We start from the raw sequence: 20,273 nt of genomic DNA, 5'->3' as shown, positions 1-20,273 counted from the left end.
GTGGAAGTCTATACCACTGAAAACGAACAAGTCGACGCACTGCGTCGGTTCTTTGCCGAGAACGGCAAAGCGCTGGCGGTGGGCGTGGTGCTCGGAATTGGTGCCCTGGTTGGCTGGCGTTACTGGCAGAGCCATGAAAACTCCAACATGATGGCGGCATCGCAATCCTATCAGGAAGCCAGCGATCGTCTGGCGGCCGGCAAGCCGGATGACGTGGCTGCCGCAGAGAAATTTGTCCAGGCCAACGGCAACAGCTACGGCGTACTGGCCGCGCTGCAGTTGGCCAAGCACTTTGTCGAACAGAATGATTTCGCCAAGGCGGAACAACAATTGGCGCTGGCGCAGGGCCAGACCAAAGACGACAACCTGTTGGCGATGATCGACCTGCGTCTGGCGCGCGTCCAGCTGCAGGAGAAAAAGCTGGATGAAGCGCTGAAAACGCTGGATGGCGTGAAAGGCGAAGGCTGGGCGGCGATGATGCAGGATGTGCGCGGCGATGTGCTGCTGGCGAAGGGCGACGCCAAGGGCGCGCGCGAAGCTTACAGCAAAGGCATTGAGTCCAACGCTTCTCAAGCGCTGCAGGTTCTGCTGCGCATGAAATTGAATAACTTGTCCAGCTAAGGGGAATTCCCATGCAATTGCGTAAAACACTCTTGGTCGGACTGGTTTCCGCTGCCTTGCTGAGTGGTTGCTCGCTGTTTAACAGCGAAGAAGACGTGGTTACCATGTCGCCGTTGCCGAAAGTTGAAAATCAGTTTACGCCGAACAAGGCGTGGAGCACCTCGGTGGGCGACGGTATCGGTGAGTATTACTCCCACCTGCGCCCGGCCTATCAGGACAGCACCATTTACGCCGCCGATCGCTTCGGCATCGTGAAAGCGATGGACGCCGACAGCGGCAACGAGAAGTGGAAGGTCAATCTTTCCGAGAAGACCGGCTTCTTCTCCAGCAACCTGTCTGCGCTGCTGTCGGGCGGCCTGACGGTTGCGGGTGACAAGGTTTACGTCGGCAGCGAAAAAGCGGTGGTTTACGCATTGAACACCGCCGACGGCGCCATCGCCTGGCAGACCAAAGTGGCCGGCGAAGCGATCTCCCGTCCGGTTGTCAGCGACGGCATGGTGTTGGTGCATACCTCCAACGGCATGCTGCAGGCGCTGAACGAAGCCGACGGCGCGGTGAAGTGGACGGTTAACCTGGACATGCCTTCGCTGTCGCTGCGCGGTGAATCCGCGCCGGCCGTCGCCTTTGGCGCCGCCATCGTCGGCGGTGACAACGGCCGCGTCAGCGCCGTGCTGATGCAGCAGGGCCAGCTGATCTGGCAACAGCGCATTTCTCAGCCGAGCGGCGCGACCGAAATCGATCGCCTGAACGACGTGGACACCACGCCGGTGATCGTTGACGGCGTGGTCTACGCGCTGGGTTACAACGGCAACCTGACGGCGCTGGATCTGCGTTCCGGTCAGATCATCTGGAAACGCGAGCTGGGTTCGGTGAATGATTTCATCGTCGATGCGGGCCGCATCTACCTGATCGACCAGAACGATCGCGTGGTGGCGCTCAGCACCGAAGGCGGCGTGACCGTGTGGACGCAAAGCGATCTGCTGCACCGCAACCTGACGCCGCCGGTGATGTATAATGGTTATCTGGTGACCGGTGACGCCGAAGGCTATCTGCACTGGGTCAACACCACCGATGGCCGTTTTGTCGCCCAGCAGGAAGTGGACAGCTCCGGCTTCCTGTCTGCGCCGATGGTGGCCGGCGACAAGCTGATCATCCAGGCTCGCGGCGGGAAAGTTTACGCTTTCACCCGCTAACGCCGCTCGTCGTATCCCTTCTTGCATCCGAATGATTTCGGGTTGCAGCCAGGCGGCAAGCGCATGAGTCCTCGGGAGCTTAGTGAGCTAAGTGACCGAGGCGAAGGTGCGCAGACAACGCCGCTGTGGCGCGAAAGATGAAGGGGAAAACGGCTCCTGAATGTTCAGGGGCCGTTTCGTATTTTATAAGCTGCACCGCTGGTGTCTATCCACAGTGCAGTAACGCATTGATTATTAAGTAATGAGGCTTCAACAATGATACCTGTCGTCGCGCTGGTCGGGCGCCCGAATGTGGGTAAATCCACCTTGTTCAACCGTTTAACCCATACGCGCGATGCGCTGGTGGCGGATTTCCCGGGGCTGACGCGTGACCGCAAGTATGGTCGTGCTGAAATCGAAGGCAATGAATTTATCATCGTCGATACCGGCGGCATCGACGGCACCGAAGACGGCGTCGAAACGCGCATGGCCGGTCAGTCGCTGCTGGCGATCGAAGAAGCGGACATCGTGCTGTTCATGGTCGACGCCCGCGCCGGCCTGATGCCGGCGGATCAGGGCATCGCCCAGCACCTGCGCAGCCGCCAGAAGGCGACATTCCTGGTGGCCAACAAGACCGACGGTCTGGATCCGGACACCGCCACCGCCGATTTCTACTCGCTCGGTCTGGGTGAAGTGTTCGCTATCGCCGCTTCTCACGGCCGCGGCGTGACCCAGCTGATTGAACACGTGCTGGTGCCGTTCGTGCCGGAAAAACCGGAAGACGTCGAGCTGACCGAGGAAGAGGCCAACGCCGCTTACTGGGCCGAGCAAAACGGCGAAACGCTGGAAGGCGAAGAAGACGAAGAGCCGGAAGAAGCGTTCAATCCGCAGGATCTGCCGATCAAACTGGCGATCGTCGGCCGCCCGAACGTAGGTAAGTCTACGCTCACTAACCGTATCCTCGGCGAGGAGCGCGTGGTGGTGTACGACATGCCGGGCACCACCCGCGACAGCATCTACATTCCGATGGTGCGTGACGAACGCGAATACGTGCTGATCGACACCGCCGGGGTGCGCAAACGCGGCAAGGTGACCGAAACCGTCGAGAAATTCTCGGTGATCAAGACCCTGCAAGCGATTGAAGACGCCAACGTGGTGCTGCTGGTGATCGACGCGCGTGAAGGCATCTCCGATCAGGACCTCTCGCTGCTCGGCTTTATCCTCAATAGTGGGCGCTCACTGGTGATTGCGGTCAACAAGTGGGACGGCATGAGCGAAGAAGATCGCGAGCACGTGAAAGAGATGCTCGATCTGCGTCTGGGCTTCGTCGACTTCGCGCGTGTGCACTTTATTTCCGCCCTGCACGGCAGCGGCGTCGGCAACCTGTTCGAATCGGTGCAGGAAGCCTACGAGTGCGCAACCCGTCGCGTAAACACCTCGATGCTGACCAAAATCATGCAGATGGCGGTTGACGATCACCAGCCGCCGTTGGTGCGCGGCCGCCGCGTGAAGCTGAAATACGCCCACGCCGGCGGTTACAACCCGCCGATCGTGGTGATCCACGGCAACCAGGTCAGCGATCTGGCCGATTCGTACAAGCGCTACCTGATGAACTACTTCCGTCGCTCGCTGAACGTGATGGGGACGCCGATCCGCATCCAGTTCAAAGAGGGCGACAACCCGTTCGCCGGCAAACGCAACCTGCTGACGCCGACCCAGATGCGTAAGCGCAAACGCCTGATGAGCCACCTGAAAAAGAGCAAGTAATCGCTCATGAGGGGCGCGGCAGTGATGCCGCGCCCCTTTTTTATTGGCCCGAAATCGTTTTATTATCTGAAGATTACCTCGCCTGTCTGAAGGAACACCATGTCCTGGGAAACCTGGAGTTTTGCGTTCGACGTCACCGTGCCGAATCTGCTGATGATGCTGCTGGGGATCCTGTTGCGCCATTGGCGCCTGATGGATGACCGCTTCGTCGACGGCGCGACCCGCCTGGTGTTCAATCTGGCGCTGCCGTGCCTGCTGTTTTTCAGCATCGCCACCAACCATCCGCAGCTGCTCGGCAATCTGCCGCTGGTGCTGTTCGGCGCGGTCGGCACGCTGGCGACCTTCCTGCTGCTGGAGCTGGCGGCCAGGTGGGTGGTGAAAGAACCGCGTGAGCGCGGGGTGTTCGTGCAGGGCGGGTTTCGCGCCAACACCGCCATCGTCGGTCTGGCCTACGCCATGACCGCCTACGGCAGCGAAGGCATTGCGCTCGCCTCGCTGTACCTGACGGTGACCGTGATCCTGTTCAACATACTGTCGGTCATCACCCTCACGCGCAGCCTGCAGGGCGGGCAGGGCAAGAAAATCAGCCACCTGTCGCTGCTGCGCAGCATTGTCACCAATCCGCTGATCATCGGCCTGGTGTGCGGGCTGCTGTATGCGCAAACCGGGCTGGGCATCCCGACCGTGATCCGCCAGACCGGCAGCTATATCTCCGCGCTGTCGCTGCCGTTGGCGCTGCTGTGCACCGGCGCCAGCCTGGATTTTCGCGCCATGTTCCGCTCGTCCAACGTGGCGGCGCTGTCGTCGGCGGCCAAGCTGTTTCTGGTGCCGTTCCTGATGACGCTGACCGGCTGGCTGTGCGGGTTTCAGGGGGCGGCGCTGGGCATTATCTTCCTGTTTTCCGCCACGCCGACCGCTTCGGGCAGCTATGTGATGACGCGCGCTATGGGCGGCAACGCCACGCTGGCGGCCAACATTATCGCTATCACCACCGTCGGGTCGTTCTTCACCACCGCGTTGGGGATCTATTTCTTGCGCTCATGGGGCGCGATTTAACCTGGGAGCCGTTATGGATGCGCATTGTCCGCACTGTCGTCAGACCATGAATTGGGTAGCGGGTCACTACCATTGTGCCGCCTGTCAGCGCGATTATCGGCAGCTGGCGAGCTGCCCGGAGTGCGGGCAGCCGCTGCAAGAGTTGAAGGCCTGCGGGGCGGTGGATTACCTGTGCCAGAACGGGCACGGGCTGATCTCCAAAAAACGGGTGAATTTCAGCTATCAGCCGCTGTAAGCCCTCACTCATCCACCTGGCCGGTTTTCCACAGATCCACCAGCGCCTGCGGCGCGCTGCTTTCCGGGATTAACAGCACGATCTCGGTGCTCAGGGTGGGGCTGGTGTAGTTGATCTGTACGCGGTAGTAGCGCTGGTCGCCGCAGCCGGGGAGTTGGGTTGGCCCTCTTCCTGGGCGTACGGCAGAGTCTGATTCAGCAACTGATTCAGGCGCTGCCGTTGCTCCGGCGTGATATCGGCCAGCGCAATGCGGCGCTGGCCCGCCAGTTTAGGAATGTAGGCGAAGCCTCCCTCGCGCGCCAGCTCAATGACCGTATCCTGATTGAGCGTCGGCAGCGGTTTCATTACTCCACCCCCACCTGATGCCAGGCCTGTTGCACCTTGTCCGCCACGCTTTGATCGAAACGCGCCTGCGCGTGTTTCACCGTGGCGCGGGCGAAGGTGGCGAAGTCGGCGTTTTGCGGCAGCGCTTTGTCGCACACTGTGTCATACCAGACGTAGCCGGCTTTTTCCCAGGCGAAGCCGCCCAGCGCGGTTGCCGCCAGGTAGAACGCGCGGTTGGGAATGCCGGAGTTGAGGTGCACGCCGCCGTTGTCTTCCTTGGTCTGGATGTAATCCTTCATGCTGGCAGGCTGCGGGTCTTTGCCCAGCAGCGGGTCGTCGTAGGCGGTGCCGGGCGCTGACATCGAGCGCAGCCCTTTGCCTTTGATGCCCTTGGCGAGCAGAGCGGCGCCGATCAGCCAGTCTGCTTTATCGGCGGTTTGCTGCAGGTGGAATTGCTTGACCAACGAACCGAACACGTCAGACAGCGATTCGTTGAGCGCGCCGGACTGCTGGTAGTAGATCAGCCCAGCCTCGCTCTCGGTCACGCCGTGCGCCAGCTCGTGGCCGACCACGTCGATGGCGATGGTGAAACGGTTGAAGATCTCGCCGTCGCCGTCGCCGAACACCATCTGCTGGCCGTTCCAGAAAGCGTTCTGGTACTCCTTGCCGTAGTGCACGCTGCCGACCAGCGGCAGCCCTTTATTATCCAGCGAATTGCGCCGGTAGGCCTGCCAGAAGAAATCGTAGGTGACGCCGAGATAGTCGTAGGCCTCGTCCACCGCCACGTCGTGGTTGCTGGGCTGGCCCTCCTTGCGCACCTGTTTGCCGGGCAGTTGGGTGCCGTTCTGGGCGTCGTAGATATCGCGGAGCGCTTCGCCGGCTCGGGCGTTTTTCTCGGTCGGTGAACGCAGCGGCTTGTTGCCGAGCAGGCTTTGCACGTGGTTCAGGGTGTGCAGCGCGCAGTCGCGCTGCGGGGCGTTACCGTGTTCAATAATGCGGCGCAGCATGTAGGGAGGAATGACGGAACGCATGCGCTGGGCTGGCATAGTGGCTCTCCTTAGGCAAAAAATTTACCTCATCGAATGAATGCACTGAGCCTAAGTGTAGTCTACTCGTCATAAAGCCTGTGGTTATGCGTGCTCACCGCCGGGGTGGTCTTGTGGGGACTTATGCGCCGCACCGAGGCGCGTACCGCCAACCGGCCATGCAGCAGCAGGTTGCACGGCGGCGCGTCGGCGCGCAGCATGCGCCGCTGCAGCAGCTGGATCGCCTCGTAGCCCAGCTCATCGCGCGGCACCTGTACCGAGGTCAGCGGCACGTCGTGTATTTCCGCCAGGTTGAAGCCATCGGTGCTCATCACCGATACGTCGCCCGGTACGCTCAGCCCCAGCTTGCTGAGCGCCTTGACCGCCCCGACCGCCATGTAGTCGCCGCCGGCCAGGATCGCCGTCGGCAGCGGGGCGCGGTTCAGGTAGGTGCTCAGCGCCTGTTCGGCCTCTTCGCTGCCGAAGCCGGAAGTGGTCACCAGATGGCGGCCGTCGTCGAACGGCAGATGATGCCGCGCGTAGGCCTGCCGGATGCCCGCCAGCCGCAGCTCCATGGTGTGGCGGCGCAGACACTGCAGGTTGAGAATATGGCTGTGCCCCTGCTGGAACAGATAGCTGGCGGAATAGTCGCCGATCAGCTGATGATCCGGCGAGACGCTGTCCAGCCGCATCTGCCGATCGGTGCAGTTGATCAGCACGCAGGGCTTGGGCAGATCGGCCGCCAGGGTATGGATGTGTTCGTCGTCGATGCCGATGATCAGCGCCGCTTCGGTGTGCGGATCGCTCATTTTTTCCAGAAACAGCGCGCCGTCGCTGTGCTGCTCTTCCAGGCCGCAGTAACGGATGCGCACCTCGTGCTGCATCAGTGCGGCGGCGATGCCCTGAATGACCTTGTAGTAGAAGATATCGGTGCGCACGTCGAACGCGCGCTGCGGCGCGAACACCATCACATTGTTCAACATCAGTCGGCCGCTGGAAATGCCCTGTAGAATGCCGTTTTGCTGCGCGCATTCCAGCACCTTGCGGCGCGCTTCGGCGCTGGTGTTGGCCTTGCCCGCCAGCACGCGGGAAACGGTGCTGATCGACAGCCCGGTTTGGCGGGCGATCTCCTGGATTTTCAGCTTTCCGTTCATTTTGTGATCTCCTTCAAATTCGTCCATGAGAATATTTTCACTGCGGCTTTTCAGCACTTTGACTGGATCCTGCGGCCATTATGACTATTTTTTCACCCGCCTGTGAAAATCTTTGCAAAAAACCCCGTTTCGCTGTGCGTGATCGCTGAGTAGTCTGCATTGGTACACCAATTTTAACGACTTGTCAGTCCAATTTTAACGGTGTGCAAAGAAGAAAAACAAAAAATAAATCATGGGGTTGTGATGGACTGCCGGTCTGTTATGCGGGCGTTGGCCTGTGTTCACCGTCCCCTTTTGATAGCGCAATGTACCCTACCAATGCGCGCGTCGTTGTCACGGGCGGCCGCGGGGAGAGAACCGATGAGTGTGGAGATCAATCAGACGGTCGCGCAGAGCGGCCGGCGCAAGTTCAAATCGCTACGCTGGTGGATGCTGGCGCTGTTCTTGTTGGGCGTCACGGTCAACTACATTACCCGCAACTCGCTGGGCATTCTGGCGCCGGAACTGAAAACCAGCCTGAACATGAGCACCGAGCAATATGCCTGGGTGGTGGCGTCGTTCCAGTTGGCCTATACGGTATTTCAGCCGATCTGCGGCTGGCTGATCGACGTCATCGGCCTGAAGATGGGCTTTCTGATCTGCGCGGGCATTTGGGCGGTGGTGTGCATGCTGCACGCCGGCGCCGGCAGCTGGTTGCAACTGGCCATTTTGCGCTTCTTCATGGGGGGCGCGGAGGCGGCGGCCACTCCGGCCAACGCCAAGGCGATCTCCGACTGGTTCCCGAAGAAGGAGCGTCCGATCGCCGCCGGCTGGGCGGGCGTCGGTTTCTCCATCGGCGCCATGCTGGCGCCGCCGATCATCGTCATCGCCCACGTCTCCTTCGGCTGGCAGGGCGCGTTCCTGTTCTCCGGCGGGCTGGCGCTGATCTGGGTAGTGCTGTGGTGGCTGTTCTACCACTCGCCCCAGCAGCACCCGAACCTCAGCCAACAAGAGCTGGATCTGATCCGTGAAGACAACGAGCCGGTGCTGCCGAAGCTGCCGTTCTTCACTTCGCTGGCCAGCCTGTGCAAGAACAAGAAATTCTATGGCATCGCCATCCCGGCCTTTCTCGCCGAGCCGGCCTGGGCGGTCTTCAGTTTCTGGGTGCCGCTGTACCTGGCCACCGAACGCGGCATGGATCTGAAGCAGATCGCGATGTTCGCCTGGCTGCCGTTTCTGGCGGCGGATATCGGCAGCGTCGCCAGCGGCTATCTCACCACGCTATACCGCAAATGGTTCGGCTGCAGCCGCGTCAACTCGGTGGTCGCCAGCTCGGTGACCGGCGCTTTCCTGATGGTGTCGCTGGCGTTCGTGGCGATCACCCAAGATCCCTATGTGGCGATCGCGCTGATCTCGATCGGCGGATTCGGCCATCAGGTGATCTCCTGCATGCTCAGCGCCCTGGTGGTGGAATCGTTCGATAAGAACCAAATGGCGACGGTCAACGGCATGCGCGGCTCCAGCGCCTGGATCGCCAGCTTCCTGTTCACGCTCCTGATCGGCGCGGTATCCGACACCCTCGGTTTCAACCCGCTGTTTATCGCGATGGGCTTCTTCGATTTGATCGGCGCCCTGTTCTTGATCACCCTGATCGCCGAGCGCGGCGGTAAGAAAACCCCTTCACACAGCTAAGTGGAATATGTATGAAAACGTTGAAAAATTGGACGCTGGCGGCGCAGCATGCCGACTACGTCGAGCTGCTGGTCGATGAACGCCACCGTTTCTGCCTGTACGTGCTGGAAGACGGTCTGTTCCGCGTGTTGATCAAACGTGAGGGCGAGCTGGCGCTGGATCGCACCTGGAGCATTGCGCCGCAGGAGGATGTGCCCTGGGAGGGGCGCGATCGGCTCAGCGTCGCCGGTTTCAGCCTGCCGGGTTATCAGCTGCGCCGGGAGGGCGATCGGCTGGTGGTCAGCACGCCGCTGCTGCGCGTGACGGTGCATCAGCCGCTGTGGCTGGCGTGGGAGTATTGCAATGCCGCCGGCGAGTGGCGGCCGCTGGCGGCGGATCGGCCGACCAGCGCCTACCTGCTCAACGCGCACGGCGACGGCGTGGCGCATTACCAGCGGCGTTTCGCCGATGAGCGCTATTACGGCCTGGGGAGAAGGCCGGCGATCTGGAACGCACCGGCCGCCGCTTCGAGATGCGCAACCTGGACGCGATGGGCTACAACGCCGCCAGCACCGATCCGCTGTACAAGCACATTCCGTTTACCATCACCCGCGGGCCGGAGGCGAGCTTCGGCCTGTTCTACGACAACCTGAGCAGCTGCTGGCTGGATCTGGGCAACGAGATCGACAACTACCATACGGCCTACCGCCGCTATCAGGCCGAAGCGGGCGATCTGGATTACTACCTGTTCCTCGGGCCGAAGGTTTTGGATGTCACCAAGGCGTTCGTGCGCCTGACCGGCCGCACCCACTTCGGGCCGAAGTGGAGCCTGGGCTACAGCGGTTCGACCATGTACTACACCGACGCGCCGGACGCCCAGCAGCAGCTGCAACAGTTCATTGCGCTGTGCCGCCAACATGCCATCCCCTGCGACTCTTTCCAGCTGTCGTCGGGCTACACCTCGATCAACAACAAACGCTACGTGTTTAACTGGAACTATGACAAGGTGCCGCAGCCCAGGCTGCTCAGCCAGGCGTTTCACGACGCCGGCCTCAAGCTGGCGGCCAACATCAAGCCGTGCCTGCTGCAGGATCATCCGCAGTATCAAGAGGTGGCGGCGCAGGGGCTGTTTATCCGCGATTCGCAAAGCGACGCGCCGGAACGCTCCAGCTTCTGGGACGACGAAGGATCGCACCTCGACTTCACCAATCCGGCGACGGTGCGCTGGTGGCAGCAGGGCGTCACACAGCAGCTGCTGGAGATGGGCATCGATTCGACCTGGAACGACAACAACGAGTACGAAGTGTGGGACGGCGAAGCGCGCTGCCACGGCTTTGGACGGCCGATCGCCATCAAACATCTCCGCCCGGTGATGCCGCTGCTGATGATGCGCGCCTCGATGGAGGCCCAGTTGCGCTTTGCGCCGCAGCGGCGGCCGTACCTGATCTCGCGCTCCGGCTGCGCCGGCATGCAGCGCTACGTGCAGACCTGGAGCGGCGATAATCGCACCAGCTGGCAGACGCTGCGCTACAACATTCGCATGGGGTTGGGCATGAGCCTGTCCGGGTTGTATAACCTCGGCCACGACGTCGGTGGCTTCTCCGGTGACAAACCGGACGCGGAGCTGCTGGTGCGCTGGGTACAAAACGGCGTGATGCACCCGCGTTTCACCATCCACTCCTGGAATGACGACGCCACGGTCAACGAACCCTGGATGTACCCGGCCGCCACCCCGGCGGTGCGCGAGGCGATCAACTTGCGTTACCGGCTGCTGCCGTATTTCTACACGCTGCTGTGGCAGGCCTGCGCCGACGACGAGCCGATGCTGCGCCCGACTTTTCTCGATCACGAACAGGATGCGCGCACCTTTGGCGAAAACGACGATTTTCTGATTGGCCGCGATCTGCTGGTGGCCAGCGTGGTGGAGCCGGGGCAACGTCGCCGTTCGGTGTATCTGCCGGATAATGGCGAAGGCTGGTACTGCTTCTACAGCGGCCAGTGGTTCGGCGGCGGCCAGACGGTGACGCTGGCGGCGCCGTTGGAGCGTCTGCCGCTGCTGGTGCGCGCCGGGGCGGCGCTGCCGCTGTCGCAGCGGTTGGCGCATGTGGACGTGGCCGCCGACGATCGGCGCGAGCTGCGCCTGTTTCCGCTCAAGGGCGGCGGGGCGAGCGGCGGGCTGCTGTTTGAGGACGACGGCGAAAGCGACGGCTGGCGGCAGGGCGATGCGCTGTGGCTGCGCTGGGAAATGCGCTGCGACCATCAGCGCATCATGGTGGATATCACGACGGAAGGGCATTTCCGCCCGGCCTGGCGCACGCTGACGCTCAGCCTGCCGGAAGGCGAAACGCGCGCGCTGTGGGTGAACGGTGAACCCGGCGAGCGTTTTACGCTGGAGTAGGGCTTACTCGGCCGCGCGCTTCTTGCGCGGCTTTTTGTCGACGGTGATGGTTTTCACCTCGCTTTCCACCCAGCCATCCTGCAGGCGGGTTTTCAGCAGTTCGCCGACCTGCGCCTGCTTGGTGGTTTTCAGCAGCTCGCCGCGCGGAGTTTGCGTCACGCTGTAGCCGCGCGCCAGCGTCGCCAGCGGGCTGACGGTCTCCAGCTGGCTGCACGCCACGCCGAAACGCTGGCGGTAGGCGTTGAGCTGGCGCTCCATCGCCTGCTGCAGACGGTATTCCTGCTGCTGCACGCGCTGTTGGTAGCGGTGAATGCGGCCCTGCGGCTGCACCTGCGCCAGCCGCTGCTGGATGCGTTCGCTGCGGCGGGTGGCCAGGCGCAGCTGCTGCTGCATGCCGTCTTCCATTCGGCGCTGCAGCTTGAACAGCAGCGTCTGCTGGCGCGCCAGGCGCAGATGCGGATGCTGCTGCTGTAAACGGTGATGAATGCGGGTGAACTGCTGCTGACGCTGCGCCAGGTAGTAATCCATCGCCATCTCCAGCCGCTGCTGCTGCGACTGCAGCTGGCGCAACAGCTCGAGCTGATTGCGGCTCACCAGTTCGGCGGCGGCGGAAGGGGTCGGCGCCCGCAGGTCGGCGACGAAGTCGGCGATGGTGACGTCGGTTTCATGGCCGACGGCGCTGACGATCGGAATGCGGCTGGCGAAGATCGCCCGCGCCACGCGTTCGTCGTTGAAGCTCCACAGATCCTCCAGCGAACCGCCGCCGCGGCCGACGATCAGCACGTCGCATTCATCGCGGCGGTTGGCGGTCTCAATGGCGCGCACGATCTGCATCGGCGCTTCCGCGCCCTGCACCGAGGTGGGGTAGATGACGATCGGCAGCGACGGATCGCGCCGCTGCAATACCTGCAGGATATCGTGCAGCGCCGCGCCGCTGGCGGAGGTGATCACCCCGACGCGTTTGGCCGGTGCGGGCAGCGGCTGCTTGAACTGCTGATCGAACAGCCCTTCGGCGCTCAGGCGCTGTTTTAACTGCTCGAACTGTTGCTGCAGCAGGCCGTCGCCGGCGGGCTGCATGCTCTCGGCGATCAGCTGGTAGTCGCCGCGCGGTTCATACAGCGTGATGCTGGCGCGCACCAAGACCTGCTGGCCGTTTTGCGGCCGGAAGGTGACGCGGCGGTTGCTGTTGCGGAACATCGCGCAGCGCACCTGGGCGCGGTCGTCTTTCAGGGTGAAATACCAGTGGCCGGAGGCGGGCTGGGAGAGGTTGGAGATCTCGGCGGAGAGCCAAATCTGCCCCATTTCCATTTCCAGCAGTTGGCGAACCGTCTGATTCAGGCGGCTTACGGTAAAAATGGAAGGCGAAACAGGTAGCGACATGTGACCCAGATCAAATTTCAAAACAATCACTTAATTGGTCGATACTACATGGCTGAAAAAGGTAATCAAGACTTTTTGTAAGAAAGTGCTGGAGGCAACCGATTCCGCTCTGTATAATGCCGCGGCAATATTTTATCTTTTTCACAGCCCACCCTGGTGAGATATTGCCCATGCTACGTATCGCTAAAGAAGCTCTGACGTTTGACGACGTCCTCCTGGTTCCAGCCCACTCCACGGTTCTGCCTAACACCGCAGAGCTCGGCACTCAACTGACCAAAACCATCCGCCTGAACATCCCTATGCTGTCCGCAGCCATGGATACCGTTACCGAATCCGGCCTGGCCATCGCGCTGGCGCAGGAAGGCGGCCTGGGCTTCATCCACAAAAACATGTCCATTGAGCGCCAGGCTGAAGAAGTCAGCCGCGTGAAAAAACATGAAAGCGGCGTAGTCACCGACCCGCAGACCGTTACCCCGGCCACCACGCTGCAGGAAGTGAAAGAGCTGACCGCGCGCAACGGCTTCGCCGGTTATCCGGTCGTCACCGAAGACAACGAGCTGGTCGGCATCATCACCGGCCGCGACGTGCGCTTCGTGACCGATCTGACTCAGCCGGTGACTGCGGTGATGACGCCGAAAGATCGCCTGGTCACCGTGAAAGAAGGTGAAGCGCGCGACGTGGTGCTGCAGAAGATGCACGAAAAGCGCGTAGAAAAAGCGCTGGTGGTGGACGACAGCTTCCACCTGCTGGGCATGATCACCGTTAAAGACTTCCAAAAAGCGGAACGTAAGCCGAACGCCTGTAAAGACGAACACGGCCGTCTGCGCGTGGGCGCGGCGGTCGGCGCCGGCGCCGGCAACGAAGAGCGCGTTGATGCGCTGGTGGCGGCAGGCGTTGACGTCCTGCTGATCGACTCCTCGCACGGCCACTCCGAAGGCGTGTTGCAGCGCATCCGCGAAACCCGCGCCAAATACCCGGATCTGCAGATCGTCGGCGGCAACGTCGCGACCGCGGCGGGCGCCAAAGCGCTGGCTGAAGCCGGCGTGAGCGCGGTGAAAGTGGGTATCGGCCCTGGCTCCATCTGTACCACCCGCATCGTGACCGGCGTAGGCGTGCCGCAGATCACCGCCATCGCCGACGCGGTGGAAGCGCTGGAAGGCACCGGTATTCCGGTTATCGCCGACGGCGGCATCCGCTTCTCCGGCGATATCGCCAAAGCGATCGCCGCGGGCGCCTCTTGCGTGATGGTCGGCTCCATGCTGGCGGGCACCGAAGAATCTCCGGGCGAAATCGAGCTGTATCAGGGCCGCTCGTTCAAATCTTACCGCGGCATGGGCTCGCTGGGCGCGATGTCCAAAGGCTCTTCCGACCGTTACTTCCAGACCGATAACGCCGCCGACAAACTGGTGCCGGAAGGTATCGAAGGCCGCGTGGCCTATAAAGGCATGCTGAAAGCCATCGTGCACCAGCAGATGGGCGGCCTGCGCTCCTGCATGGGCCTGACCGGCTGCGCCACCATCGACGATCTGCGCACCAAGGCGGAGTTCGTGCGCATCAGCGGCGCCGGCATTCAGGAAAGCCACGTGCACGACGTGACCATCACCAAAGAGTCGCCGAACTACCGCATGGGCTGATGCCTTAACCTCTCCTGAGTGAGAGGCCGGGGTGGGGCGCTAAGCCCCATCCCGAAAACATACATTTTCGCTCTTTTTCTCTTGTTGCTGGAATTCGCCTCACATGACACAAAATATCCATAAGCATCGCATCCTCATACTGGACTTCGGTTCGCAATACACCCAACTGGTCGCCCGCCGCGTGCGCGAAATCGGCGTTTACTGCGAACTGTGGGCCTGGGACGTTAGCGAAGAGCAGATCCGCGAATTTAATCCAAGCGGCATCATCCTGTCCGGCGGCCCGGAAAGCACCACCGAAGCCGGCAGCCCGCGCGCCCCTGACTACGTGTTCAACGCCGGCGTGCCGGTGCTGGGCGTGTGCTACGGCATGCAGACCATGGCGATGCAGCTGGGTGGCCATGTGCAGGGCTCCAACGAACGCGAGTTCGGCTACGCGCAGGTGGAAATCGTCAACGAGAGCGCGCTGCTGCGCGACATCGAAGACGCCATCAGCCCGGCCGGCAAACCGCTGCTGGACGTGTGGATGAGCCACGGCGATAAAGTGACCGCGATCCCGTCCGACTTCGTGACCGTCGCCAGCACCGATACCTGCCCGTTCGCCATTATGGCCAACGAAGAAAAACGCTTCTACGGCGTGCAGTTCCACCCGGAAGTGACCCACACCCGTCAGGGCCAGCGCATGCTGGAGCGCTTCGTACTGGACATCTGCCAGTGTGAGGCCCTGTGGACGCCGGCGACCATCATCGAAGATGCGGTTGAGCGCATCCGCGAGCAGGTGGGTGAAGACCACGTGATCCTCGGCCTGTCCGGCGGCGTTGACTCCTCCGTGACCGCGATGCTGCTGCACCGCGCCATCGGCAAGCGTCTGACCTGCGTGTTCGTCGACAACGGCCTGCTGCGCTTGAACGAAGCCAAGCAGGTGATGGAAATGTTCGGCGACCACTTCGGCCTGAACATCGTGCACGTCGAGGCGGAAAACCGCTTCCTGACCGCGCTGGCGGGCGTCGACGAGCCGGAAGCCAAGCGTAAAATCATCGGCCGCGTGTTCGTTGAAGTGTTCGACGAAGAAGCCTGCAAGCAAGAGCAGGTGAAATGGCTGGCGCAGGGCACCATCTATCCGGACGTAATTGAATCCGCCGCTTCCGCCACCGGCAAAGCGCACGTGATCAAGTCGCACCACAACGTGGGCGGCCTGCCGAAAGAGATGAAGCTGGGCCTGGTCGAGCCGCTGAAAGAGCTGTTCAAAGACGAAGTGCGCAAAATTGGCCTGGAACTGGGCCTGCCGTACGACATGCTGTACCGTCACCCGTTCCCGGGCCCGGGTCTGGGCGTGCGCGTGCTGGGCGAAGTGAAGAAAGAGTACTGCGATCTGCTGCGCCGCGCCGACGCCATCTTCATCGAAGAGCTGCACAAAGCCGATCTGTACAACAAAGTCAGCCAGGCGTTCACCGTGTTCCTGCCGGTGCGCTCGGTCGGCGTAATGGGCGACGGCCGCAAATACGACTGGGTGGTCTCCCTGCGTGCGGTGGAAACCATCGACTTCATGACCGCGCACTGGGCGCATCTGCCGTATGACTTCCTCGGCCGCGTGTCCAACCGCATCATCAACGAAGTGGACGGCATCTCCCGCGTGGTGTACGACATCAGCGGCAAGCCGCCGGCGACGATCGAGTGGGAGTAATCCCGCGTCCGGCGTAGGCTGGCGTCAGTGAACCGCACATGAGAACCAAACCCGCTTAACGGCGGGTTTTTTTATACCCGATGTTTGGCTCCCTGTGCCGTAGACGGCCTCCGATCCGCAAGAGGGCTAGGTTGAGAGAGGCGCGAATGGAGAGGACAGCCCGCACGGAGCCGCCTGCGCTTTGCTTACGGCTCATTTCCTGAGACGCGGCGTTTTCCATCTCGGCTTTGCGCCTATCCGCAGAACGGTATTCTGCAACCACGCGCACTTCGCCGGTGCGATGATGTCGTCGGATAACGGGGCTTTATTCACCGTATCCGCCGGGCCGCGGCATTAAAATGAATTGCCGTATTGAGGCGCGTCGACTCATCGGCATCGGGCGATAGCGTAGCTAATTAATCCTCTGCGAAAATTAAAGGACTCCGTGCGCCATTTTATGGGATTTTTCTGAAAGACTTGGTCTGACGAATAAATATATCAGAAGGATGCAGTGAATTAGTCTATTTCTTATTTTATAAATCTTTCTTTCTGTTTTTATTGGGGAAATCAGCGGTTTCATTGTTTTTAATAACCCTTCTCAAGGACGAGATCTACGTTTTATCGGCATTCATTGCTTGGAGTTGAAATTCTAATTATATGATTTTTCTTATCTTTTAATTATTGTCGTAACATAAAGTGCGAACTATGTAATTATCTGGCATTTGATATTTTCTAAGCTATCTACATAGGCTACTCTAAATGTAAGGGTATTAAAATGCACCGCCGAGAGGGAGGCAAACGATTTATCAACGGATGCCAGGATATGCTTTCTTTTGACTGCTTAGTTGCACAACGTCAGGATGGATATTGGTCAAGATGAAAGAGACAGGAAAAGCCTTCACCAGGGAAAAGCTTTATAAGAATTATACCAATAACGTCATAAGGAGGATGTCTACCCAAAAAGAAGTATCTCTTTGTCAATCAATTATAAAAGGTTCATCGTTTTTCACATTCTAATCCTAATTGCATGATTGCGGCAGCGCTTTGTTTTTCATTTTAATGGATAAAAGCCCAATGAGCAGGTTGTCTGAGGGTGGGTTTTGTTAGGGCATGGATGTCATTATGAGTTACCAGCATAGTATTGTGGTCGAGCTAGTTAATTTGATCGAGATGAATATACAGCATGATCTCTCGATAGAAAAGTTATCGGATTTGTCTGGTTATTCGAAATGGCACTTGCAAAGAATGTTTCAGCGTTATACGGGAATGAAAATAGCGACGTATATCAGAAATAGGCGTCTGAGCAAGTCTGCCGTCATGCTCAAACAGTCTGATTTAAAAGTATTGGAAGTGGCTACTGCTATCGGCTTTAGCTCCCAGCAGGCTTTTAGCCGCGCCTTTCAACGCTTTTTCGGTGAAAGCCCAAAGGACTTTAGAACGAGCCAGGAATGGGACTTTTCCAAACATCTCCCTCCCTTTTTAATACAAAATCCGTCAGCATATCATTTTATCGAAATGCCCAAGAACATATACCTGCTTAAGGGATATAAGTTTTTTCTCTATCATTCGATGAATGCTTCCAGCTCTGGAGGAGAGGAACGACAGAAATACGGCAGCCGCACAGGGAAAAATACCGATACGTCAATGCGCACGGTAAAGTTGGCTTCATCCGGTTGGGAAGTAACGCTCAGCAAAGGGTACTACGAGACACGCAATCTGACGTTGATAAGAGGGCAGTATTTGTTGTTCGAGTTTAACGGCAGGTTGAACGAATACCTGGTTTTTTTTGACAGCATCTATGACGCCTATCTTCCTTTACTTGGCGTGCGAATAAGAAACGGCTTTTTAATTGAGTTGCATAAAGAAAAGAATTTTCAATACGCGGAAATTAACGTCAAGGTGTTGATTTATATTGGCAAGTCTTGACGCTATTCGGGCAGTAAAACAGAGGGATTATCCCAAGGAAAAGGAGGTGCTTATCAGGGTGATCAATTAGCGCTCGGGCTGTTGCCGTTTTTATCTCTATCTATTTTAATTTTAAAAGGAAGTCAGTTATGACTAGTTCTAGTTTGAACACGTTCCCTGTGGGCTATGAGTATGTCAATTTTGTTAATTGGTCAAAAGAAATCTCCGGCAATCATATTCTGACCTGCTATCCACAAAATACGGATGAGCTCTTGGCCGTAATTAACTGGGCGCATGAGAATAAATATTGCGTGCGCCCGGTTGGCATCAAGCACAACTGGTCCCCGCTCGTTATTGCAAACGGGGAGGATAACAGCAATGTCGTGCTGATCGACCTCACCAGGAAATTCAAAAACATCTCAATCAATAAAGTGGGAGAGCATGGATACGTCACCGCGCAAACGGGGGTGACAATGCAGGCTTTGCTCACTGAATTAGAAAAAAAGAAACTCGGCTTTTACGCGACGCCGGCGCCTGGCGATCTGACCCTGGGCGGCGTGCTCGCCATCGGCGGCCATGGAACCTGCATCCCGGCAAAAGATGAGCCTCTGGCTGAGTTTGCCAGCTTTGGTTCCGTGAGCAATAGCGTGGTGTCGCTAAAAGCTGTCGTCTGGGATCAGGCGCGGTCGAAGTATGAATTAAAGGAGTTTACGCGTGATAATGCGGAGAGCTCGGCATTCCTGGTGCATGTCGGCCGGGCTTTTATCAGCGAAGTGACGCTGCAGGTGCCGCGCAACCGGCGTTTACGCTGTCAAAGTTATGTTAATGTCACCGCGGCGGATCTTTTTTCCACTGCAAGCACGACAAAAAATACCTTCAGCCATTTCTTGGATCTGTGCGGGCGCGTTGAAGTCATTTGGTTCCCGTTCACGGAAAAACCATGGCTGAAAGTGTGGAAGCAAGAAGACAGCTTCCCAAAAGTGTCAAAACCGGTTAATGGTCCATTTAACTATCCGTTCTCGGATAATTTGCCGGTTAAAATTTCCGATATCATTAAAAAAATCAATAATGGCCACCCGGAGCTGACCCCGACACTCGGCAAGGCGCAGATGGAGTTGGTCAGCATTGGTTTAGGGGCCACCGTGTCGGCGGATCTGTGGGGGTGGAGCAAGGATCTGCTGTTGTATGTGAAGCCGACAACGCTGCGCGTGACGGCCAATGGTTACGCGATAATCACGAAGCGGAGCAATATTCAAAACGTATTGCACGATTTCACGAAAAAATATGAAGAAATGGTGGCCGATTACCAGCGCAAGAATTCATTTCCGATGAATGGCCCGATTGAAATTCGCGTCACCGGATTGGACAGTGCAAAAGAGAGCGCGGTGGCCAATGCCATTGCTCCCGATCTTTCGGCTATTCGCCCCGTTGAATCCCATCCGGAATGGGATGTCGCGATCTGGTTGGATATTCTGACCATGCCCGATACGCCGGATGCCAATAAATTCTACAGTGAAATGGAAAAATGGATTTTTAGCCACTATGCGGGCGACTATGCGACGGTTCGCGTAGAGTGGAGTAAAGGCTGGGGTTATACGTCACAGGCCGCGTGGCAGGATAAAACCGTACTCGAAGAAAACATTCCGCGCAGCTTTAATGCAGGGGCAGGGAACAATGACAGTTGGAATCATGCCTGCAACGTGTTGAATAAGTACGATCCGCACAACGTGTTCTCCTCTCCATTGACCAAAGCGGTTTTCAAACAGAAGAGTTAGTGAGTGCGTAATTGAAATAACCACCTGATTGGGCAGGTGGTTAGCATCATTAACCTTTCAGAGGGAGCCGCTTGTTTTCAAGCACCCCATTCTTTCTCGTAATGATATTCGATACGGCTTGCATCCCCGCCCAGCAGGGAGCCTACGGCTGCAACGCTTTTAAATGCCGCATAGCCAAGCGAGTCCGCGACATTATGAACGGCGCCCAAGCCAAAACCGATCGCGTTGAACCCTTGGCCTACGGAAGAGATCAATCGGGTATTAAGCGCATCATTGGCCAATTTTACGGTATCAATGATAACATCGCCGGCAAATCCTGATACAAAGCTTGCCGTATCGGAAATAATCCCCGCACCAGAAACGATTTCGATCTCTGCAGTATTTAGCTCTTTCATAGTAAATCCTTTCAACTTTATCCCTATACCTCAGGAACGAAACGTAAAGCGTTTCGCCGCTTAATTCTCGCAGCCTCTGTGAATGACGGCTTGATGAGAATACGCTTAGATTAAAGAGGTCG

Annotated in this window: 14 protein-coding genes and 2 pseudogenes; 11 read left to right on the top strand and 5 right to left on the bottom strand. The window is 58.7% G+C overall.

Annotated elements, in window-relative coordinates; genetic code table 11:
- From SERRSCBI_RS18085 to SERRSCBI_RS18065, 5 genes are all read left to right on the top strand, one after another.
- The gene (locus SERRSCBI_RS18085; protein ID WP_033635592.1) at nucleotides 1–621 is read left to right on the top strand and encodes a YfgM family protein; all 621 of its coding nucleotides are present in this window, start codon (nucleotides 1–3) and stop codon (nucleotides 619–621) included.
- An 11-nt stretch (nucleotides 622–632) separates the two neighbouring features.
- Nucleotides 633–1,814, top strand: coding sequence for an outer membrane protein assembly factor BamB (gene bamB / locus SERRSCBI_RS18080; RefSeq protein ID WP_033644089.1), 1,182 nt, complete (start codon nucleotides 633–635; stop codon nucleotides 1,812–1,814).
- 255 nt (nucleotides 1,815–2,069) lie between these two features.
- Nucleotides 2,070–3,560 (top strand): ribosome biogenesis GTPase Der, encoded by a 1,491-nt coding sequence (der, locus tag SERRSCBI_RS18075; RefSeq protein ID WP_004941442.1) that lies wholly within the window; start codon nucleotides 2,070–2,072, stop codon nucleotides 3,558–3,560.
- 99 nt (nucleotides 3,561–3,659) lie between these two features.
- Complete coding sequence (locus SERRSCBI_RS18070) at nucleotides 3,660–4,616, top strand: AEC family transporter (RefSeq protein WP_042785210.1); 957 nt, start codon at nucleotides 3,660–3,662, stop codon at nucleotides 4,614–4,616.
- Between the two features lie 13 nt (nucleotides 4,617–4,629).
- The gene (locus SERRSCBI_RS18065) at nucleotides 4,630–4,851 is read left to right on the top strand and encodes a zinc ribbon domain-containing protein (protein ID WP_004941446.1); all 222 of its coding nucleotides are present in this window, start codon (nucleotides 4,630–4,632) and stop codon (nucleotides 4,849–4,851) included.
- A gap of 4 nt (nucleotides 4,852–4,855) precedes the next feature.
- On the opposite strand, the pseudogene SERRSCBI_RS18060 reads toward SERRSCBI_RS18065, so the two are convergent.
- The 3 genes and pseudogenes from SERRSCBI_RS18060 to SERRSCBI_RS18050 form a co-directional block, all read right to left on the bottom strand.
- Nucleotides 4,856–5,196, bottom strand: a pseudogene (locus tag SERRSCBI_RS18060) (protealysin inhibitor emfourin).
- On the bottom strand, nucleotides 5,196–6,221 hold the full coding sequence (locus tag SERRSCBI_RS18055) for a M4 family metallopeptidase (protein ID WP_042785209.1): 1,026 nt from the start codon (nucleotides 6,219–6,221) through the stop codon (nucleotides 5,196–5,198). Before SERRSCBI_RS18055 ends, SERRSCBI_RS18060 begins: the two are co-directional and overlap by 1 nt.
- A gap of 62 nt (nucleotides 6,222–6,283) precedes the next feature.
- Complete coding sequence (locus SERRSCBI_RS18050; RefSeq protein ID WP_042785773.1) at nucleotides 6,284–7,354, bottom strand: LacI family DNA-binding transcriptional regulator; 1,071 nt, start codon at nucleotides 7,352–7,354, stop codon at nucleotides 6,284–6,286.
- A 360-nt stretch (nucleotides 7,355–7,714) separates the two neighbouring features.
- On the opposite strand from SERRSCBI_RS18050, the gene SERRSCBI_RS18045 reads away from it, so the two are divergent.
- Nucleotides 7,715–9,025, top strand: a complete 1,311-nt coding sequence (locus tag SERRSCBI_RS18045) for an MFS transporter (RefSeq protein ID WP_042785208.1) — start codon at nucleotides 7,715–7,717, stop codon at nucleotides 9,023–9,025.
- 11 nt (nucleotides 9,026–9,036) lie between these two features.
- A pseudogene (locus SERRSCBI_RS18040) lies at nucleotides 9,037–11,402 on the top strand (TIM-barrel domain-containing protein).
- Nucleotides 11,403–11,405: 3 nt separating this feature from the next.
- Here SERRSCBI_RS18040 and xseA read toward each other — a convergent pair.
- The gene (xseA, locus tag SERRSCBI_RS18035; protein ID WP_042785772.1) at nucleotides 11,406–12,782 is read right to left on the bottom strand and encodes an exodeoxyribonuclease VII large subunit; all 1,377 of its coding nucleotides are present in this window, start codon (nucleotides 12,780–12,782) and stop codon (nucleotides 11,406–11,408) included.
- A 170-nt stretch (nucleotides 12,783–12,952) separates the two neighbouring features.
- Here xseA and guaB point away from each other — a divergent pair, with 170 nt between their 5' ends.
- From guaB to SERRSCBI_RS18015, 4 genes are all read left to right on the top strand, one after another.
- Nucleotides 12,953–14,416 (top strand): IMP dehydrogenase, encoded by a 1,464-nt coding sequence (gene guaB, locus SERRSCBI_RS18030; protein ID WP_004941460.1) that lies wholly within the window; start codon nucleotides 12,953–12,955, stop codon nucleotides 14,414–14,416.
- Between the two features lie 103 nt (nucleotides 14,417–14,519).
- Complete coding sequence (guaA, locus tag SERRSCBI_RS18025) at nucleotides 14,520–16,097, top strand: glutamine-hydrolyzing GMP synthase (RefSeq protein WP_021504498.1); 1,578 nt, start codon at nucleotides 14,520–14,522, stop codon at nucleotides 16,095–16,097.
- Between the two features lie 1,101 nt (nucleotides 16,098–17,198).
- The gene (locus SERRSCBI_RS18020) at nucleotides 17,199–18,002 is read left to right on the top strand and encodes a helix-turn-helix domain-containing protein (RefSeq protein ID WP_033644341.1); all 804 of its coding nucleotides are present in this window, start codon (nucleotides 17,199–17,201) and stop codon (nucleotides 18,000–18,002) included.
- A 128-nt stretch (nucleotides 18,003–18,130) separates the two neighbouring features.
- Complete coding sequence (locus tag SERRSCBI_RS18015; protein ID WP_042785207.1) at nucleotides 18,131–19,756, top strand: cholesterol oxidase substrate-binding domain-containing protein; 1,626 nt, start codon at nucleotides 18,131–18,133, stop codon at nucleotides 19,754–19,756.
- Nucleotides 19,757–19,833: 77 nt separating this feature from the next.
- Here the strand turns inward: SERRSCBI_RS18015 and SERRSCBI_RS18010 are convergent, their stop codons facing one another.
- A complete protein-coding gene (locus SERRSCBI_RS18010) occupies nucleotides 19,834–20,151 on the bottom strand; it encodes a hypothetical protein (protein ID WP_079007635.1) in 318 nt (105 codons plus the stop codon).
- Nucleotides 20,152–20,273: the final 122 nt, after the last annotated feature.

The sequence above is a fragment of the Serratia sp. SCBI genome, from assembly GCF_000747565.1.
Lineage (GTDB): Bacteria > Pseudomonadota > Gammaproteobacteria > Enterobacterales > Enterobacteriaceae > Serratia > Serratia ureilytica.
This window is presented reverse-complemented; position numbering and strand designations above follow the sequence as displayed.